General features: G+C 65.2%; 15 protein-coding genes and 1 pseudogene. 8 read left to right on the top strand and 8 right to left on the bottom strand.

Annotated features, from left to right (window positions below; all coding sequences use genetic code 11):
• Positions 1 to 40 precede the first annotated feature (40 nt).
• A complete protein-coding gene (locus tag BI344_RS14625) occupies positions 41 to 2716 on the bottom strand; it encodes a bifunctional acetate--CoA ligase family protein/GNAT family N-acetyltransferase (RefSeq protein ID WP_071113625.1) in 2676 nt (891 codons plus the stop codon).
• Positions 2717 to 3119: 403 nt separating this feature from the next.
• Between BI344_RS14625 and nadA the strand changes: the two genes are divergently transcribed.
• The 5 genes from nadA to rpoS all read left to right on the top strand — a co-directional run bounded on the left by nadA (position 3120) and on the right by rpoS (position 7707).
• Entirely contained in the window at positions 3120 to 4037 is a 918-nt protein-coding gene (nadA, locus tag BI344_RS14620; RefSeq protein WP_071113624.1) for a quinolinate synthase NadA, read from the top strand.
• A gap of 115 nt (positions 4038 to 4152) precedes the next feature.
• Positions 4153 to 4896, top strand: a complete 744-nt coding sequence (gene surE, locus BI344_RS14615) for a 5'/3'-nucleotidase SurE (RefSeq protein ID WP_071113623.1) — start codon at positions 4153 to 4155, stop codon at positions 4894 to 4896.
• The gene (locus BI344_RS14610; protein WP_071113622.1) at positions 4881 to 5549 is read left to right on the top strand and encodes a protein-L-isoaspartate(D-aspartate) O-methyltransferase; all 669 of its coding nucleotides are present in this window, start codon (positions 4881 to 4883) and stop codon (positions 5547 to 5549) included. Before surE ends, BI344_RS14610 begins: the two co-directional genes overlap by 16 nt.
• Positions 5546 to 6706: a peptidoglycan DD-metalloendopeptidase family protein gene (locus BI344_RS14605; protein ID WP_338152218.1), complete on the top strand. Its 1161-nt coding sequence runs from the start codon at positions 5546 to 5548 to the stop codon at positions 6704 to 6706. Before BI344_RS14610 ends, BI344_RS14605 begins: the two co-directional genes overlap by 4 nt.
• Positions 6707 to 6756: 50 nt before the next feature.
• A complete protein-coding gene (gene rpoS / locus BI344_RS14600; RefSeq protein ID WP_071113620.1) occupies positions 6757 to 7707 on the top strand; it encodes an RNA polymerase sigma factor RpoS in 951 nt (316 codons plus the stop codon).
• Positions 7708 to 7752: 45 nt separating this feature from the next.
• Here rpoS and BI344_RS14595 read toward each other — a convergent pair whose 3' ends face one another.
• The 3 genes from BI344_RS14595 to BI344_RS14585 are packed head-to-tail and all read right to left on the bottom strand — an operon-like array spanning position 7753 to position 11514.
• Positions 7753 to 9681 carry a transglutaminase TgpA family protein gene (locus tag BI344_RS14595; protein WP_071113619.1) on the bottom strand — a complete coding sequence of 643 codons (1929 nt, stop codon included), beginning with the start codon at positions 9679 to 9681 and terminating at the stop codon, positions 7753 to 7755.
• Positions 9678 to 10625, bottom strand: a complete 948-nt coding sequence (locus tag BI344_RS14590) for a DUF58 domain-containing protein (protein WP_071113618.1) — start codon at positions 10623 to 10625, stop codon at positions 9678 to 9680. Before BI344_RS14590 ends, BI344_RS14595 begins: the two co-directional genes overlap by 4 nt.
• Positions 10609 to 11514: an AAA family ATPase gene (locus BI344_RS14585; RefSeq protein ID WP_071113617.1), complete on the bottom strand. Its 906-nt coding sequence runs from the start codon at positions 11512 to 11514 to the stop codon at positions 10609 to 10611. The genes BI344_RS14590 and BI344_RS14585 overlap by 17 nt, the downstream gene beginning before the upstream one ends.
• A 74-nt stretch (positions 11515 to 11588) precedes the next feature.
• On the opposite strand from BI344_RS14585, the gene BI344_RS14580 reads away from it, so the two are divergent.
• Entirely contained in the window at positions 11589 to 12548 is a 960-nt protein-coding gene (locus BI344_RS14580) for a histone deacetylase family protein (RefSeq protein ID WP_071113616.1), read from the top strand.
• A 27-nt stretch (positions 12549 to 12575) separates the two neighbouring features.
• A complete protein-coding gene (gene lepB, locus BI344_RS14575; protein WP_071113615.1) occupies positions 12576 to 13244 on the top strand; it encodes a signal peptidase I in 669 nt (222 codons plus the stop codon).
• Between the two features lie 66 nt (positions 13245 to 13310).
• Here the strand turns inward: lepB and plsY are convergent, their stop codons facing one another.
• Positions 13311 to 13931, bottom strand: coding sequence for a glycerol-3-phosphate 1-O-acyltransferase PlsY (gene plsY / locus BI344_RS14570; protein WP_071113614.1), 621 nt, complete (start codon positions 13929 to 13931; stop codon positions 13311 to 13313).
• An 84-nt stretch (positions 13932 to 14015) separates the two neighbouring features.
• Here plsY and BI344_RS14565 point away from each other — a divergent pair.
• Positions 14016 to 14374, top strand: a pseudogene (locus tag BI344_RS14565) (dihydroneopterin aldolase).
• An 18-nt stretch (positions 14375 to 14392) separates the two neighbouring features.
• Here the strand turns inward: BI344_RS14565 and BI344_RS14560 are convergent.
• From BI344_RS14560 to BI344_RS14550, 3 genes are all read right to left on the bottom strand, one after another.
• Complete coding sequence (locus tag BI344_RS14560) at positions 14393 to 14680, bottom strand: hypothetical protein (protein WP_071113613.1); 288 nt, start codon at positions 14678 to 14680, stop codon at positions 14393 to 14395.
• 69 nt (positions 14681 to 14749) lie between these two features.
• The gene (locus BI344_RS14555) at positions 14750 to 15139 is read right to left on the bottom strand and encodes a group II truncated hemoglobin (protein ID WP_193430991.1); all 390 of its coding nucleotides are present in this window, start codon (positions 15137 to 15139) and stop codon (positions 14750 to 14752) included.
• 102 nt (positions 15140 to 15241) lie between these two features.
• The coding region (locus BI344_RS14550; RefSeq protein WP_241499364.1) for an FAD-dependent oxidoreductase at positions 15242 to 15700 on the bottom strand (459 nt) is incomplete at its 5' end.

The raw sequence follows: 15700 nt of genomic DNA, 5'->3' as shown, positions 1-15700 counted from the left end.
CTTGCAAGCGCTTAATGCAAGTCCCTGTTCCGCCAGCCTCTTAAAGCGTCTTCAACACCAGGCTCAGCGCTCGGTCTTCGGGGTGGGTCTCGACGCTAAATCCCAGTTTATGCATCAGTTTCAGCATGCCCTTGTTGCCGGCTAACACCTCGCCGCGCATGATCTTCAGCCCCTGCTCGCGCGCCGCGTCGAACAACGCCTGCATCAAGAGATTGCCAATGCCGCGGCCCTGCCAGTCGTCGGCCACTTCCAGCGCGAACTCGCAGGCCTCGTTGTCCGGATCGGTGATGAAGCGCGCCACCGCCAGCATCTGCTCGCCGCCCTGCTCGTCGCGCGTCATCGCCAGCGCCATCTCGCGGTCGTAGTCTATCTGGGTGAAGCGGACCAGCATGCTCTGCGACAGCTGCTTGATGCTGGACAGGTAGCGGTTGTAGCGGCTTTCCTCTGACAGATTGCGCACGAAGGCCTGCTGCATGTCGGCGTCCTCCGGACGGATGGGCCGTATCATCACCGCCGTGCCGTCCCGCAGCCTGGCGCATACCACCATGTGCGAGGGGTAAGGCATGATGGCCATATGGCCGTAGCGCTTGAGGTCGGCGCGTGCTGGCTCGACGAAGATGCGCGCGTCCAGCGCGATCACGCCCTTTTCGTCCGCCACCAGCGGATTGATGTCCATCTCGCGCAGCTGCGGCAGCTCGCACACCATTTCCGATACCTGCAGCAGCACATGGCGCAGTTCGTCGATATCCACCGGCGGCAGGTTCTTGAACGGCCCCAGCAACTGGCCGATGCGGGTCTGGGCCACCATATTGTCGACCAGATAATCGTTGAGCGGCGGCAGCGCCAAGGCCAAGTCGCGCATCACCTCCACCGCGATGCCGCCTGCGCCGAAGGTGATCACCGGGCCAAAAGCGGCGTCGTGCGCCACTCCCACCATCAGTTCGCGGGCGAAGCGGCGCTTGCGCATAGGCTGCACCGAAATGCCGTCGATGCGCGCGTCCGGCCGCGCCTGGCGCGTGCGGGCGAGGATGGCGTCGAACGCGCTCTTGAGAGTAGCCTCATTGCTGATGTTCAGCTCCACGCCGCCGACGTCCGACTTGTAGATGATGTCCGGCGAATCGATCTTCAGCACCACCGGATAGCCTATCTTGTCGGCCTGCTTCACCGCCTCGCCGGGCGTGCGCGCCAGCGTGGTCGGGTTGACCGGGATGTGGAAGGCGGCCAGCACCTGCTTGGATTCGCGCTCGGACAGGATGGTGCGGCCCTCGGCCAGCACCCGGTCTATCACCTTGCGCGCCGCCGCCACGTCCGGATCGGCGCGCCGGCCCTCCAGCGGACCCGGCGTCTGCATCAGCAATTGCTGGTTGTGCTGATAGGCGGCCAGGTGGCGGAACACTTCTATCCCGTATTCCGGCGCGCGGAAATGCGCGCACTTGGCCTTGGAGAACAGCTCGCGGCTTTCCGACACCTTGGCGTCGCCCAGCCAGGACAGGAACAGCGGCTTGGCGGTCTCGCGCTGCAGCCCTATCATCAATTGCGCGGTGGTCAGGTGGTCGGTGCCGGCCTGCGGCGTGAAGATCACCATCACCCCGTCCACGCCAGAGTCGTCGACGCAGGCCTTCACCGCAGTGCGGAAACGCATCGGACTGGCGTCGCCGATGATGTCCAGCGGATTGCCGTGCGACCAGTTGCGCGGCAGCACGCTGTCCAGCAGCGTGAGGGTTGCTTCCCCCAGCTTCGCCAGCTCCACGCCGTAATCTATGGCGCTATCGGCCGCCAGCATGCCCGGACCGAAGCCGTTGGTGACGATGGCCAGCCGCTTGCCGCCGACGCGGTAATTGGCCGCCAACACCTTGGCGGCGGTGAACAGCTGGGCGATGGACGACACCCTGAGCACGCCGGCCCGCGCCAGCGCCGCGTCGAACACCTCGCCGCTGGCCACCAGATTGCTGGAATGGGTGAGGCCGCTGGCGTCGCTCTCGAAACGGCCGGACTTGATCACCACCACCGGCTTGGTGCGAGCGGCGGCCCGCAGCGCCGACATGAAACGGCGCGCGTCGTGTATGTGGTGAACATGCAACAGTATGCCCTGGGTGAAGTTGTCCGCTACTAGGTAATCCAGGATTTCGCCGAAACCGACATCCAGCGCCTTGCCCAGCGAGATCACGCTGGAAAAACCGATTTCCTTGCTGTCGGCCCAGTCCAGCATCGCCGCGCACAAGGCCGACGACTCCGACACCAGCGCCAGATTGCCCGGCCGCACCTTGCCGGCGTAGTTGCTGGCATTGAAGCCGGCCACCGGGCGCATCAGGCCCAGCACATTGGGACCCAGGATGCGGATGCCGAAGTGGCGGGCGATCGACAGCGCCTCGTTGATCAGTTCCTGCTCCAGCTGCTCGCTGTCGGAGAACTCCTTGGCCAGCAGCACCGCCTTGACGCCCTTCTTGCCGCAATCCTTGATGATGGCCGGCAGGGAGCGGATGGCGGTCACCACCACCGCCAGCTCCACCGGCTCGTCTATCTGCCGCACCGAAGCCACCGCCGGAATGCCGCCCACCACCTTGTGATTGAGGTTGACCGGATACAGCTTGCCCTGGAACGAGCCGGCCAGCAGGCTGGAAAACACCGCCTGGCCAATGGAGCCGGGACGGTCGCTCGCGCCGACCACGGCCACCGTGCGCGGAGAAAACAGCGGAGTCAGATAATGCGGCCTCATGCGTGCTTGTCCTCAGGAAACGATTCAATTAGACGCCGGCTTGCCGGCGGGCGGGCAGCGGCCATTCCGCCGGCAAGCTTACGCGATCCAGGCCGGGCCGCGACAGCCCGCGCCGGACGGCAATCTGGCCGGGAAAACCGGCATCGGGCCGCCGCCGCAAACGCAGTCCACCCGCCCTCAATCATGCGCAGGGCAGCTCGACGTCATATTGACCTCAGACAAACCGCCGACAGATGCATTTCACGCCACGGCCGCCGGCAAATTTCCTCGCCGCCGTATCCAGCCAGTGGCGCTGGCTTTACAATATTGCTAATCTTTACTATTTCGCAACAAACCTTTATTGCGCTGCACCATTCAGCCAGCCGCGGCCAATGCGCCCGGTCAGGCAGGAGCCGACTCAACCATGACGAAACGCGTCGTCACCCTCGCTCATTATTACACCCAGCCCGAAATCCAGCAGATGGCGGACAAGGTGGGAGACAGCCTGGAATTATCGTTGTACGCCAAGGAAGCCCAGGCAGACATCATCGTCTTCGCCGGCGTGCGCTTCATGGCCGAAACCGCCAAGATCCTCAATCCGCAGGCCACCGTGATGCTGCCGGACGCCGGCTCCACCTGTTCGCTGGTCACCCAGACCGACGTGGCCGAGCTGACGCAATGGCGCAAGCGCTACCCGGACCATGTGCACGTGTCCTACATCAACTCCAGCGCCGAGCACAAAGCCGTGTCCGACTGGATCGTCACCAGCCGCAACGTCGACGACATCATCGCCCACCTGTACGCCGAGGGTAAGAAGGTGATCTTCTCTCCCGACCGCAATATGGGCGGCTACCTCAACGACCAGTACGGCTACGACATGCCGTTGTGGTCGGCGGTGTGCGAGGTGCACGACAAGTTCAACGAAACCGCGCTGAGCGAGGCCTTCGCCGCGGTTCCCGGCGACAAATACCTGATCGCCCACCCGGAAAGCCCTCTGCCGGTATTGAAGAAGGCCGATTACGTCGGCTCCACCTCCGGCATGCTGAACTGGGTGAAAAACTACCAGGGCAGCGCCAAGGCGGTGATCTTCGTCGCCACCGAAGACGGCATCCTCTACAACATGGGCCTGGCCCGTCCCGACCTGGACCTGCGCCAGGCGCCGATCTACGCCGGCTGCCAGTGCAATTCCTGTCCGTACATGAAGATGAACACCATAGAGGCGGTCAAACGCGCTCAGCAGGGCCTGGGCCTGGAGATCGACTACCTGACGCCCACGCAGATGGACGCCGCCCGCGTGCCGATCGAGCGCATGCTGGAATTCAGCCAGCGCTACTACGCCTGACCCAGGCCAAGAAACCCGCCCGCCGCGGGTTTTTTTACGCCTCGCGCGCCGCTCGGACCCTATTCTCCGTCATCCTGGCGGCGCTACAATCATCCGATACCAACCGAAAGACAGTATGAAGTTTCTGCTCAGCAACGATGACGGTTATTCCGCGCCCGGCCTGGCCATGCTGGCCCAGACGCTGCAACGCTACGGCGACGTGGTGGTGGTAGCCCCGGAGCGCGACCGCAGCGGCGCCAGCAACTCGCTGACGCTGGATAGGCCGCTGACCGTGCGCAAGGCCGCCAACGGCTTTTACTACGTCAACGGCACGCCGACCGACTGCGTGCATCTGGCGGTGACCGGCCTGCTCGACTACCGGCCCGACATGGTGTTCAGCGGCATCAACAACGGCCCCAATATGGGAGACGACACCCTCTACTCCGGCACCGTCGCGGCCGCCACCGAAGGCTTCATGCTGGGGATCCCCTCGATCGCCGTCTCGCTGGCAGGCTACAGCGGGCGGCACTTCGCCACCGCCGGCAAAGTGGTGGAGCAACTGGTGGAGCGCTGCCTGGAGCAGCCTTTCGTCCAGCCGATGCTGCTGAACGTCAATGTCCCCGACTTGCCGGAAGAGGCGCTGGGTCCCTTGTGCGTCAGCCGTCTGGGACGCCGCCATGCCGCGCAGCCGGTAATCAAATCTCAGAATCCGCGCGGAGAAACGATATACTGGGTAGGACCGGTGGGAACCGTGCAGGATGCCGGCGCAGGCACCGATTTCGGCTGCATCGCGGCCGGGCAGGCATCCGTCACCCCGCTGATGCTGGATTTGACCGCCTATGGGCAATTGGACAGGATTTCTACATGGCTTCACCGCTGATACCGAACAGCCAGGCTTACGGCATGCTTTCCGAGCGCACCCGCCGGCGCATGACCGACCGCTTGCGCCAGCATGGCATCAGCGACGAAAGAGTACTCAAGGCCATGCACGAGGTGCCCCGCCACCTGTTCGTCGACCAGGCGCTGGCCACCCGCGCCTACGACGACGTGTCGCTGCCCATCGGCCATGGCCAGACCATCTCCCAGCCGCTGACTGTGGCCAGGATGACCGAACTGCTGCTGCAGGGGCGCCAACCGGGAAAGATCCTCGAAATTGGCACAGGCTGCGGCTACCAGACCGCGGTGCTGCTGAAAACCGGCGCCGAAGTGTATTCGATGGAACGACTGGGCGCGATTCTTGACCAAGCCAGACGCAATCTTCGCGCCGCCAAGCTGGTCCACGCCCGCCTGGTGCATGGCGATGGCAACGTCGGCCTGCCGGAAGCGGCTCCGTTCGACGGTATCATCATCACCGCCGCCGCCCGCGCCGTGCCGAACGCGCTGGTGGAACAGCTGGCGGAAGGCGGCCGGCTGGTGCTGCCGCTGGGCGAAACCGAGCAACATTTGTGGCTGCTGGAAAAAACCACGCAAGGCCTTCAGAAGGCCAAGCTGGACCCGGTAAAATTTGTTCCGCTGCTGAACGGGCGTAGTTGAAACTGCAAAAACGCAACACTATCGCTGTCAGACAATCAAGCAAAACTCTTATTCAACGTTTCAACAAAAAAAACATGCTAAAAATGCATTGCAGGTATGCGTATATATTAGTTGCCGCACTTGGTGCAGGATTGACCGGTTGCAGCAGCATGGCTCAGCAGGCAGCTCCGGTGGAAAACGCGGCGCCAGCCCCTATCGGCCAGGCCAAACCGGCCCCGACGGCGACCTCCGGCAATACCGTCGCCACCCCCTACCGGGACCAGGGCAGCCTGAACGTGCAGCCGGCAGCCAACGCGCCGGCCGCCGGCGGCGACGGCGACGGCGACGGCAGCTATGTGGTGAAGCCGGGCGACAATCTGTTCCGCATCTCGCTGAACCATGGCCTGAAGTACAAGGACGTGGCCGCCTGGAACAATCTGCCCGACACCGGCATCAAGGTGGGGCAGGTGCTGCGTCTGACGCCGCCCGGCGGCGCCGCGCAGAACGGCGCGGCCAAGGCGGCGCCGGTGGTCGCGGCGAGCGCCGCGGTCGAACACGCCGCGGCGGTGCCGGCAACGGGCAACGGAACGGTAAAGGCCTATCCCAAAGCCTTGAAGCTGCCGTACGGCAGCGAAGCGGTAAAAGACCTGGCGGCCCAGAGCGAGGGACGTCCTGGCAGCAAGAACAGCGCTCAGGCGTCTGGCCCTGCGGTTTCGCCGGCACCGGGGAAAAAGCCGGAAGCCAGCGCGGCGACTGTCGCTCCGGCTCCCGCCAAGGATGCCAGCGCGCCGGCCGCCAAGCAGGAAGAAGACGCTGTGGCATGGTCCTGGCCGACCGAGGGCAAGGTGGTGAAAGGCTACTCGGACAGCAACAAGGGCGTTGAAATCAGCGGGCGCATGGGTCAAGCGGTGCTCGCAGCAGGTGATGGCAAGGTGGTGTACAGCGGCGCCGGGCTGCGCGGTTACGGCAAGCTGATCATCATCAAACATAACAAGACCTTCCTGTCGGCATATGCGCATAACAGCCAGCTGCTGGTAAAGGAAGGACAGTCTGTCAAGAAAGGGCAGAAGATTGCCGAAATGGGCAATTCCGATGCCGACCAAGTCAAACTGCACTTCGAGATCCGCCGTTTTGGCAAGCCGGTGGACCCGATGCAGTATCTTGAACACAAGTCCTGAACGGGTAGGCACAGCCCCCGTCAGAACAAGACAGCGACGGGGGTAGAGAGATGAGCAACGAAATAGATATCCTGGACGAGAACGAGCTTCTGGACGAGGAAGGCGGCGAGGAAGCCGCCGCCGAAGCAGAAGCGGAAGAGGCCGCGGAAAGCACCGCGGTCTTTGAGGATGTTGTCGCCGACGTCACCCAGATCTATCTGAACGACATCGGCAACAACGCGCTGCTGACCCCGCAGGAGGAGCTGGCGCTGGCGCGCAGGGTGGTTGCCGGCGAGTTCGAAGCCCGACAGAAGATGATCGAGCACAATCTGCGGCTGGTGGTCAACATCGCCAAGCACTACATCAACCGCGGGCTGGCGCTGCTCGACCTGATCGAGGAAGGCAATATCGGCCTGATGCACGCGCTGGAGAAGTTCGACCCCGAGCGCGGCTTCCGCTTCTCCACCTATGCCACTTGGTGGATACGCCAGAGCATAGAACGCGCGATCATGAACCAGTCGCGCACCATCCGCCTGCCGGTGCACGTGATCAAGGAACTCAACGTCTACCTGCGCGCCTCGCGCCATCTGGAAAGCCAGATCGGCCGCGAGCCCAGCATAGAGGAAATCGCCCACCTGGTCGGCAAGCCGGTGGAGGATGTGCGCAAGGTGATGAACCTGAACGAGCGCATGGCCTCGCTGGACGCCCCGCTGGACATCGACCCGATGCTGTCCATCGGCGAATCCATCCCCGACGAACAGCATGAAGAGCCGGAACTGCAGCTGCACAACAACCAGCTGGAAATGTTCGTCCACGACTGGCTGAGCCAGCTCAACGAGAAACAGCGGCTGGTGATAGAGCGGCGCTACGGCCTCAACGGCTACGAGATCTGCACGCTGGAGGAGCTGGCGGCATCGCTCAGCCTGACCCGCGAACGGGTCAGGCAGATTCAGATCGAAGGCCTGGAGCAACTGCGCCGCATCCTGCGCCGCAAGGGCATCTCGCGCGATTTCCTGCTCTGAGCCGAACCGGCGCGCAGTACCCCAGCCCGGCTCAGCCGGGCTTTGTCATTTCCAGCGCCTCGCCTGCCGCAACCAGCGCCGCTCCCTCCCGGCATCCGCCACCTGCCGCCGGTAGCGCAATTCGATGTATTCATTGACCAGTCGCTTCAAACGGCGATAATCGTCGCGCGGTAAACCCCTGGCAGCCTTCAGCAACTCCAGCGGCCCCAGTGCAGGACCCGCCGCGATGCTGCGCTTCGCCAAACCCTGCCGTATCAGCTCCCAGCCAGCGGCCATCGGCGCTTGCGCCGGTCGGCGGCGCCACCACAGCATCAACGGCAACACCGCCAGCAGCATGCCGATCAACAAGCCCCGCACCACGCTGCCGCCATCCACTCTAGTCCCCAGGCCCAGCCGCTGGAACACCCCCTGCTGCCGGCTGGCGTCATAGCCGACCACCCACTGCTGCCAGGCGAAATTGGCGGCCGTCCACTGCTGGCGCCAACGCCGCAGCCACTGCGGCGGCAGCACTCCCGCCGCTCCGCCATCGCTGCGCAAGGCCGGCAGCGCCTGCTCCGCAGCCTGTTCCAGCCGGCCAGGCGCCACCGCTGCGGTCGGGTCCACCCGCAGCCATTGCCTCGGGCCGGACAGCCATATCTCCACCCAAGCATGGGCATCGGACGAGCGCACTTGCCAGAAACGGCCTACCGGGTTGTATTCTCCGCCCTGATATCCCACCACCACCCGGGCTGGAATCCCGGCCGCGCGCGCCAGGAACGCGAAGGCGGAGGCGTAGTGTTCGCAGAAGCCCTGTCGGCTGTCGAACAGGAACTGGTCGACAGCCTGCTGGCCAAGCAAGGGCGGCTTCAGGGTATAGCTGAAACCGCCCAGCCGCAGATATTGCAGCGCCTCGCCGGCAAAAGCCTGCTCGCTGCCGGCCTGGCGCGCCAGCCTGGCCGCCAAGGCCCGGCTGCGGGGATTGCCGGGCGGCAGCCGCCGGTAGAAAGCCTGCCCGGCGGCCGACAGCGGCGACGGATAACGGCCGCCCAGCCGGCTGGCCAGCGCATAGCGGGCCAATTCGTCCTGCTTCTCGTCCTGGCGCAGCAAGCCTCCCGCCTCCAGGTGGCTGCCCTGGGCCGCCCGCTGCGGCAGGTCCAACGCTGGCAACCGGCCCTTGTCCGGCTTCAGCGTCATACTGTAGGCAACCTGCCTGCCTTCGGCTTGCTGCAAGGGTTCGCCGCGCTGGCCGCCGACATTGATCCAGCGCTGCCCGTCGAAGTCGTCCAGCAACATCACCCGCCAGTACAGCTGGTCCTGGGCCGGCGGCGCGCCGGTGAACGCCACGGAAAATGCCGGCTCGCGATTGAGTATCAGCTGGCTGATGCTGCCCGGCGCCATATCCTCGCCCAGACCGCTGGCGGCGGCGCGCTCCTGGCCCGGCATGCTCCACAGCGGCTCCGGCAGCCGGGGCATCACCACGAACAGCACCAGCATCATCGGCAGGGACAGCAACAGCGCCTGCGCGGCGCTGCGCCAGCTGCCGCGCGGCAAGGCCCCCGCCAGCACCGCCGTGGCCCAGGTCAGCAGCAGCAGGCTGGCCACCAGCCAGGCGGCCATCAGCGGCGACTGGTCGAACAGCAGCGGCATAGCCGCCAGGAAGAAACCCAACGCCAGCAACACCCGCCAGTCGCGCAGACTGGCGGTTTCAAACGCCTTGAAGGCGATCAGCAGCACCAGCAGCGCCACCCCTCCCTCCCTCCCCACCAGGGTCTGCAGGCTGAGCCAGAGCATGGCGATGGCGGCCAGCAGCGTCGGCAGCAGCAGCCAGCGCGATGGCAGGCGGCCGCCGCCATGCTCCAGCCGCGCCCTGCCGGCCAGCGCCGCGACAAACAGAGCCAGCAGCCACCATGGCAGATACCAGGCCAGGGGCAGCGCGGTCCAGCCCAGCGCCAGCAGCACCGGCCAGCTGCGTCCCCGCTCGGCGTCCGGCGTCATGGCCGCCCCCCGAACAAGGCCAGCGCGCTCAGCGCCTGTTCGCGCTGGCGCGGCTGCGGGCCGATCTCGTCGTCCGGCAGGCTCAGCCGGTAGCGCTGCTGGCGGCGCTCGCACTGCTCCACCCGCCAGGCCATCCGCGACAGGCGCCGCTCGGCATCCGCCTCGGCGCCGTAGTCGCTCCAGCGGATCAGCGTCAAGTCGCCGCCGCTCTCGCTGGCGAAGCGCTTGCTGGTCAGCACATCGCGCCGGGCCAACACTTTCCAGGCGATCTGGCGCGGCGTGTCGCCATGGCGGTATGCGTCCAGATGGGAAAAATCGTCGCCGCCGGGCCGGCTTCGGCCGCCGCTGCCGCCATCGCCCTCGCTGCCCCCGCGCGCGGCATCCGGCAACAAGGCCGGATACACCAGCAACCGGGATTGCAAGCGCAATACCGCCCAGGCGCGGATCAGGCCGAACGGCGCTTCGCTCGCCACCACGCAGGCAGGCAGCGCCAGCCAGCCGCGGCCGCTGGTCGGCAGCGTCAGCTCGACGCTGCCGCTGCCCTGCCCCGCCAGGCCGCACGGCAAGCGCCGGTCATCCCCCTGCAAATGCACCTGCAGCTGCCGCTGCAATGCGGACGGATTCTCCAGCACCAGGCGAAAGCAGGCCGGATCGCCGGCAAACACCGCCGCGCCCGGCTCCGCCCGCAGCCGCAACCCGGACAGCTGGCGATAAGCCATCAGCACCGCCACCAGCACCAGGCTGACGATCCAGAACGCCAGCGCGTATGCCAGGCTCACCTGGTAATTGAGCGCGCCCACCCATACCGCCAGCCCCACCGCCAGCAGCAGCAGACCGAAGCGGGTGGGCAGCAGATAGATGCGGCGCTGGGACAGTTCGCAGCGTTCTTCCAGCGGCAGCCGCGCCAGCAGCCAGCGCTGCAGCCGTTCACGGAATCGCGACATGCGAGAGCAAGCGCCCCAGTTCCTGCTCGGCATCGCTGCCGGCCACCGCCTGCAGCCGGTGCGCCGCCACCGGCAGGAAGATGGCCTTGATGTCCTCCGGCAGCAGGTGGTCGCGCCCCGCCAGCAAGGCCCAGCCGCGCGCCGCCGCCACCAGCGCCTGGCCTGCGCGCGGGCTGAGCCCTGTGGCGAACAGGCCGGACTGGCGCGTGGCCTCCAGCAAGGCCAGCAGGTAGTCGGCCAGCGCCGGGCTCACCACCACCGCCGCCGCCTTCTGCTGCAGCGCCAGCAATTCGTCCGGCGTCATCACCGCCTTGAAACGCTCCAGCAGACTGCGGCGGTCCTCGCCCATCAGCAGCGCGCGCTCGGCCTCGCGCGGTGGATAACCCAGCGAAATGCGCATCAGGAAACGGTCCAGCTGCGACTCCGGCAGCGGAAAGGTGCCCATCTGCTCGCCCGGATTCTGAGTGGCGATGACGAAGAACGGCAACGGCAGCGCATGGGTGTCGCCGTCTATCGACACCTGCCTCTCCTCCATCGCCTCCAGCAGCGCCGACTGCACCTTGGGAGACGCGCGGTTGATCTCGTCGGCCAACAGCACCTGGGTGAATACCGGCCCGCGGTGCAGCTCGAAGCGCGCGCTGTCGCGCTGGTAGATGCTGACGCCCAGAATATCGGCCGGCAGCAGGTCACTGGTGAACTGCACCCGGCGGTAATCCAGCCCCAGCACCGTGGCCAGACCATGCGCCAACGTGGTCTTGCCCACGCCGGGCACATCCTCGATCAGCAGGTGGCCGCGGGCGATCAGGCAGGCGAAGGCCAGCCGCAGAGCCTGCGGCTTGCCCAGAATCAGCGTATTCAGTTGCCGGTAGGCAAGGGAGAGTGATTGCATTTGACCCCGGTTGCGCGCAGTATTTATCAAAAATAGATAATCGACATTCCATTGTAAGCACGCAGGGGGCTCTCGTGTTGACTTGGCTGAAAAACCGCTTGCAGCGCAATGGCTTGACCGCCTACATCACCCATGCCGATTGCCTGCAGCACAATATGGGGGTGGGCCACCCCGAGTGTCCGGAGCGGCTGAGCGCCATCCGCGACCAGCTGATGGCCTCGCAGATCTTCGACAGCCTGCAGGAGGTGGAGGCGCCGGAAGTCAGCTACGAACAACTGGCCCGCGTGCATCCGCCGCGCTATGTCGAATACCTGGAAGCCTGCGCGCCCAGCGTGGGCACGTTCCGCATGGACCCGGACACCGCGATGTCGCCCGGCACGCTGAAAGCCGCGCGCCACGCCGCCGGCGCCGTGGTCAAGGCGGTGGAGCTGGTGGCCGAGGACAAGGCGCCCAACGCCTTCTGCGCCATCCGCCCGCCCGGCCACCATGCCGAAAGCGACAAGGCGATGGGCTTCTGCTTCTTCAATAATATCGCCGTCGGCATCACCCACGCGCTGGCGCATTACAAGTTCGAACGGGTCGCGGTGGTGGATTTCGACGTCCACCACGGCAACGGCACCGAGGAAATCCTGCGCGACGACCCGCGGGTGCTGATGGTGTCCATTTTCCAGCACCCGTTCTATCCCTATAGCGGCGATGTCCCGCTGGGGCCCAATATGCATCACGTGCCGATGCGGGCCGGCAGCGGCGGCCGCGAATTCCGTGAGGCGGTAGAAAACGTCTGGCTGCCGCTCTTGCACGAATTCCAGCCGCAAATGCTGTTCATCTCCGCCGGATTCGACGCCCACCGCGAGGACGACATGGGCTCGCTGGGCCTCACCGAAGCCGACTACGAATGGGTCACCCGCCATCTGCTGCAGATTGCCGACCAGTACTGCGCCGGCCGCGTGGTGTCGGTGCTGGAGGGCGGCTATGACCTGTCGGCGCTGGGCCGCAGCGTCGCCGCCCACATCCGCGTGCTGTCGGATGGCTGATTCAATTTTTGACGATCAAGGAACGCAATGAAGAACTGGCTGCAAAACAACCGCGGCTTCCTGGTTTTCCTGCTGGTTTTCGGCCTGTTCCGCACCGCCGTCGCCGACTGGAACACCATTCCTTCGGGATCGATGCGTCCCACCGTGCTGGAGGGCGACGTGGTGCTGGTCAACCGGCTGGCCTACGACCTGAAGCTGCCGCTGACCAACGTTATTTTGCAGCGCACCGGCGAACCGCAACGCGGCGACATCGTCACTTTCTCGTCGCCCAAGGACCGCACCCGCCTGATCAAACGGCTGGTGGCGCTGCCCGGCGACATCGTGGAAATGCGCAACGAGGAACTGCGGATCAACGGCCAGGCCGCGCATTACCAGCCCTTGCAGCAGCGGATGGAAAACGTCGCCGCCCATACCGTCCTGCCGGCGCTACGCTCCCGAGAGAGCGGCGTACTGCCACCGCACCGCGTGCAATGGCCGGCCGGAGTCGACGCCCGCAGCAGCTTCGGCCCGCTCAAGGTGCCAGCCGGGCAGTACCTGATGCTGGGCGACAACCGCGACGACAGCGCCGACTCGCGCTACTTCGGCACGGTGCCGCGCAATCTGCTGATAGGCCGGGCGATGGGCGTGATCGCCTCCGCCGACATCACCGGCAACGGGATGCCGCGCTGGAGCCGCTTCGCCAGCGACTTCCACTAAACCATCCATTCACAAACAAAAAGCCGTCCCCAGAGGGACGGCTTTTGCTTGGCTGGCGCTCAGGCGTCAGCTGGCGTCGGTCTTGCCGCCTATCTTGTCTTCCTGCCCGGTCATCAGCTTGATCAGGTTGGACTTGTGCCGATGTATGACTAGGATCGCGATGATGATGCAGGTGCCGAAAAACACGCTCTTGGGGCCGACGATGAAATAGGCGTACACCGGCACCAGCACGCAGGCGACCAAAGCCGACAGCGACGAGATCTTCACCACGAAGGCCATGAACAGCCAGGTGGCCAATGCAGCCAGCGCCAGCCAGACATTGATGCCCAGCAGAATGCCTACCGCGGTAGCCACGCCCTTGCCGCCCTTGAAGCCGAAGAACACCGGCCACATGTGGCCGAACAGCACCGCCAGCGCGCACATGGCGATGCCCTGATCGCTCAGGCCGTAGCGCGGCCCCAGCCAGGATGCCAGCGCCACCGCCAGCCAGCCCTTGGCGCCGTCGCCAATCAGGGTCAGCACCGCGGCCAGCTTCTTGCCGCTGCGCAGCACATTGGTGGCACCGGGGTTGCCCGAGCCGTAGCTGCGCGGGTCGGCCATGCCCATCGCCTTGCTGACGATCACGGCGAAAGACAGCGAGCCGATCAGGTAGGCCGCAATGACAAAAGCAAATGCTGTCGTGGTCATGGTCGAGGAGTATCCGTTAGATTAGAATAGGAGGCTTCGGATTTTACGGTATCGGGCGGCAAAGCCCAACCACCTGACAGACAGATGGACATCATATTCCTGCGCGAAGTGCGCGCCGACACCGTGATCGGCGTGTATGACTGGGAGCGCAAAGCCGCTCAGACCATTGAGATCGACCTGGAAATCGGCATTCCCAGCGACACGCCCTGCCATAGCGACAATATCGGCGACACCATCCACTACGGCGTGGTGGTGGAGCGGCTGCGCCAATCGCTGGAGGAACAGCACTTCCTGCTGCTGGAGGCGCTGGCGGAACATATCGCCAAAATGGTGCGCGAGGAGTTCGGCGCGCCATGGGTGCGGTGGCGGTCACCAAGCTAGGCATCCTGCCGGGAGTCAAGCGGGTGGGGGTGCAGATCGAACGCGGCCACCGGCCGCATTGAGGCGGCGCGGCGGGGACATCAGTCGGTATTGAATTTCAGCCGCAAGCCGACATCCTTGTGGTTCATCTTGACCGACAAGTGGGTATGCTTGCCCAGATCCAGCGCCGGGGCCAAACGCATCGCATGGCTTTCCGGATCCTGCTCCAGGCGCAACGGCCCCAACTGCAAGCCCTTGGGCAGCAGCTCTTGCTGCTGCACCGAAGGATCGCGCGGCGAGGCGCACATCAGCGCCTGCGGCAGACAGCCAGCCCAAGCAACCTGGCACGCCAGGGCGATGGCGAGCGGCGATAGCGGACAGCGTCCCATGACCAGACTCCGCGCGTGGATACTCTAATCATGGACAAGGCCGCGCCGACTTCAAGCCTATCTTGAACCTTACTGGTTGCGCATGAAGTCGGCGGTGTTGTAGAACGCCTCCAGCAGTTTATGCTTCAGCCAGTCTTCCACCACCAGTTCGCCCACCGCTTGCCGCATGCACAACATCCACTGGTCGCGCGCCGCCTCGTCCACCGCAAACGGCATGTGGCGCATGCGCAAACGCGGGTGGCCAAAGGCTTCCATATACAACGACGGTCCACCCAGCCAGCCTGACAGGAACATGAACAGCTTTTGCCTGGATCCTGCCAGATCGGCCGGATGCATCGCCCGCAAAGGCGCAACCGCCGGCTCGCTGTCCATGATGTCGTAAAAACGGTCGCACAACCAACGCACCACCCCTTCGCCGCCCAGCAACTGGTACGGCGTCATTTCCTGCACTTCGCTCATTCGCACTCCATTGGCCGGTTTCATCTACCCGGCGCATCCTTCAGACAGGCGCCTGCCGCGACCCCCGTTCCAACCCGTTCCGCTTTGCGGCCGCTACCGCTATTACAAACCTAAAAAGGCGAAATCCAGTTGCGGCCGCCTGCCGCTGACGATCTCGGCCAGCGCCCTGCCCGAGCCAGCCCCTTCGGTCCAGCCCAGCGTGCCATGGCCGGTGTTCAGATACAGCCGCCCAAGCGCGCTCTTGCCTATCAGCGGCACATTGCCCGGCGTGGCCGGCCGCAAGCCGCTCCAGAAGCGGGCGGAGTCCCAGTCGCAAGCATCGGGAAACAGAGCCCGGCCGCGCCGGATCAGCGCCTGGCAGCGCACCGGATTGAGGCTGGAGGAATAACCGGCCAGCTCAGCGGTGCCCGCGATGCGCAGCTGGTCGCCCAGCCGGCTGAACACCAGCTTGCAAGCCTCGTCGTAATGCTGACCATAGGCGCGGCAATCAGGCTTTTCACCGGCACCGTCGCGGAATACCCCTTGGCCGGATAGATGGGAAGACGCAGCCCCAAAGGCGCC

It is taken from the genome of Chromobacterium sphagni (genome assembly GCF_001855555.1).
Lineage (GTDB): Bacteria > Pseudomonadota > Gammaproteobacteria > Burkholderiales > Chromobacteriaceae > Chromobacterium > Chromobacterium sphagni.
The sequence above is the reverse complement of the archived record's forward strand: the minus strand, read 5'-3'. Positions and strand labels throughout refer to the sequence as shown.

Bases quoted from the DNA above. Each gene is read 5' to 3' on its own strand.
- BI344_RS14625 (WP_071113625.1), bottom strand. From the start codon at position 2,716: ATGAGGCCGCATTATCTGACTCCGCTGTTTTCTCCGCGCACGGTGGCC.
- nadA (WP_071113624.1), top strand. From the start codon at position 3,120: ATGACGAAACGCGTCGTCACCCTCGCTCATTATTACACCCAGCCCGAA.
- surE (WP_071113623.1), top strand. From the start codon at position 4,153: ATGAAGTTTCTGCTCAGCAACGATGACGGTTATTCCGCGCCCGGCCTG.
- BI344_RS14610 (WP_071113622.1), top strand. From the start codon at position 4,881: ATGGCTTCACCGCTGATACCGAACAGCCAGGCTTACGGCATGCTTTCC.
- rpoS (WP_071113620.1), top strand. From the start codon at position 6,757: ATGAGCAACGAAATAGATATCCTGGACGAGAACGAGCTTCTGGACGAG.
- BI344_RS14595 (WP_071113619.1), bottom strand. From the start codon at position 9,681: ATGACGCCGGACGCCGAGCGGGGACGCAGCTGGCCGGTGCTGCTGGCG.
- BI344_RS14590 (WP_071113618.1), bottom strand. From the start codon at position 10,625: ATGTCGCGATTCCGTGAACGGCTGCAGCGCTGGCTGCTGGCGCGGCTG.
- BI344_RS14585 (WP_071113617.1), bottom strand. From the start codon at position 11,514: ATGCAATCACTCTCCCTTGCCTACCGGCAACTGAATACGCTGATTCTG.
- lepB (WP_071113615.1), top strand. From the start codon at position 12,576: ATGAAGAACTGGCTGCAAAACAACCGCGGCTTCCTGGTTTTCCTGCTG.
- plsY (WP_071113614.1), bottom strand. From the start codon at position 13,931: ATGACCACGACAGCATTTGCTTTTGTCATTGCGGCCTACCTGATCGGC.
- BI344_RS14560 (WP_071113613.1), bottom strand. From the start codon at position 14,680: ATGGGACGCTGTCCGCTATCGCCGCTCGCCATCGCCCTGGCGTGCCAG.
- BI344_RS14555 (WP_193430991.1), bottom strand. From the start codon at position 15,139: ATGAGCGAAGTGCAGGAAATGACGCCGTACCAGTTGCTGGGCGGCGAA.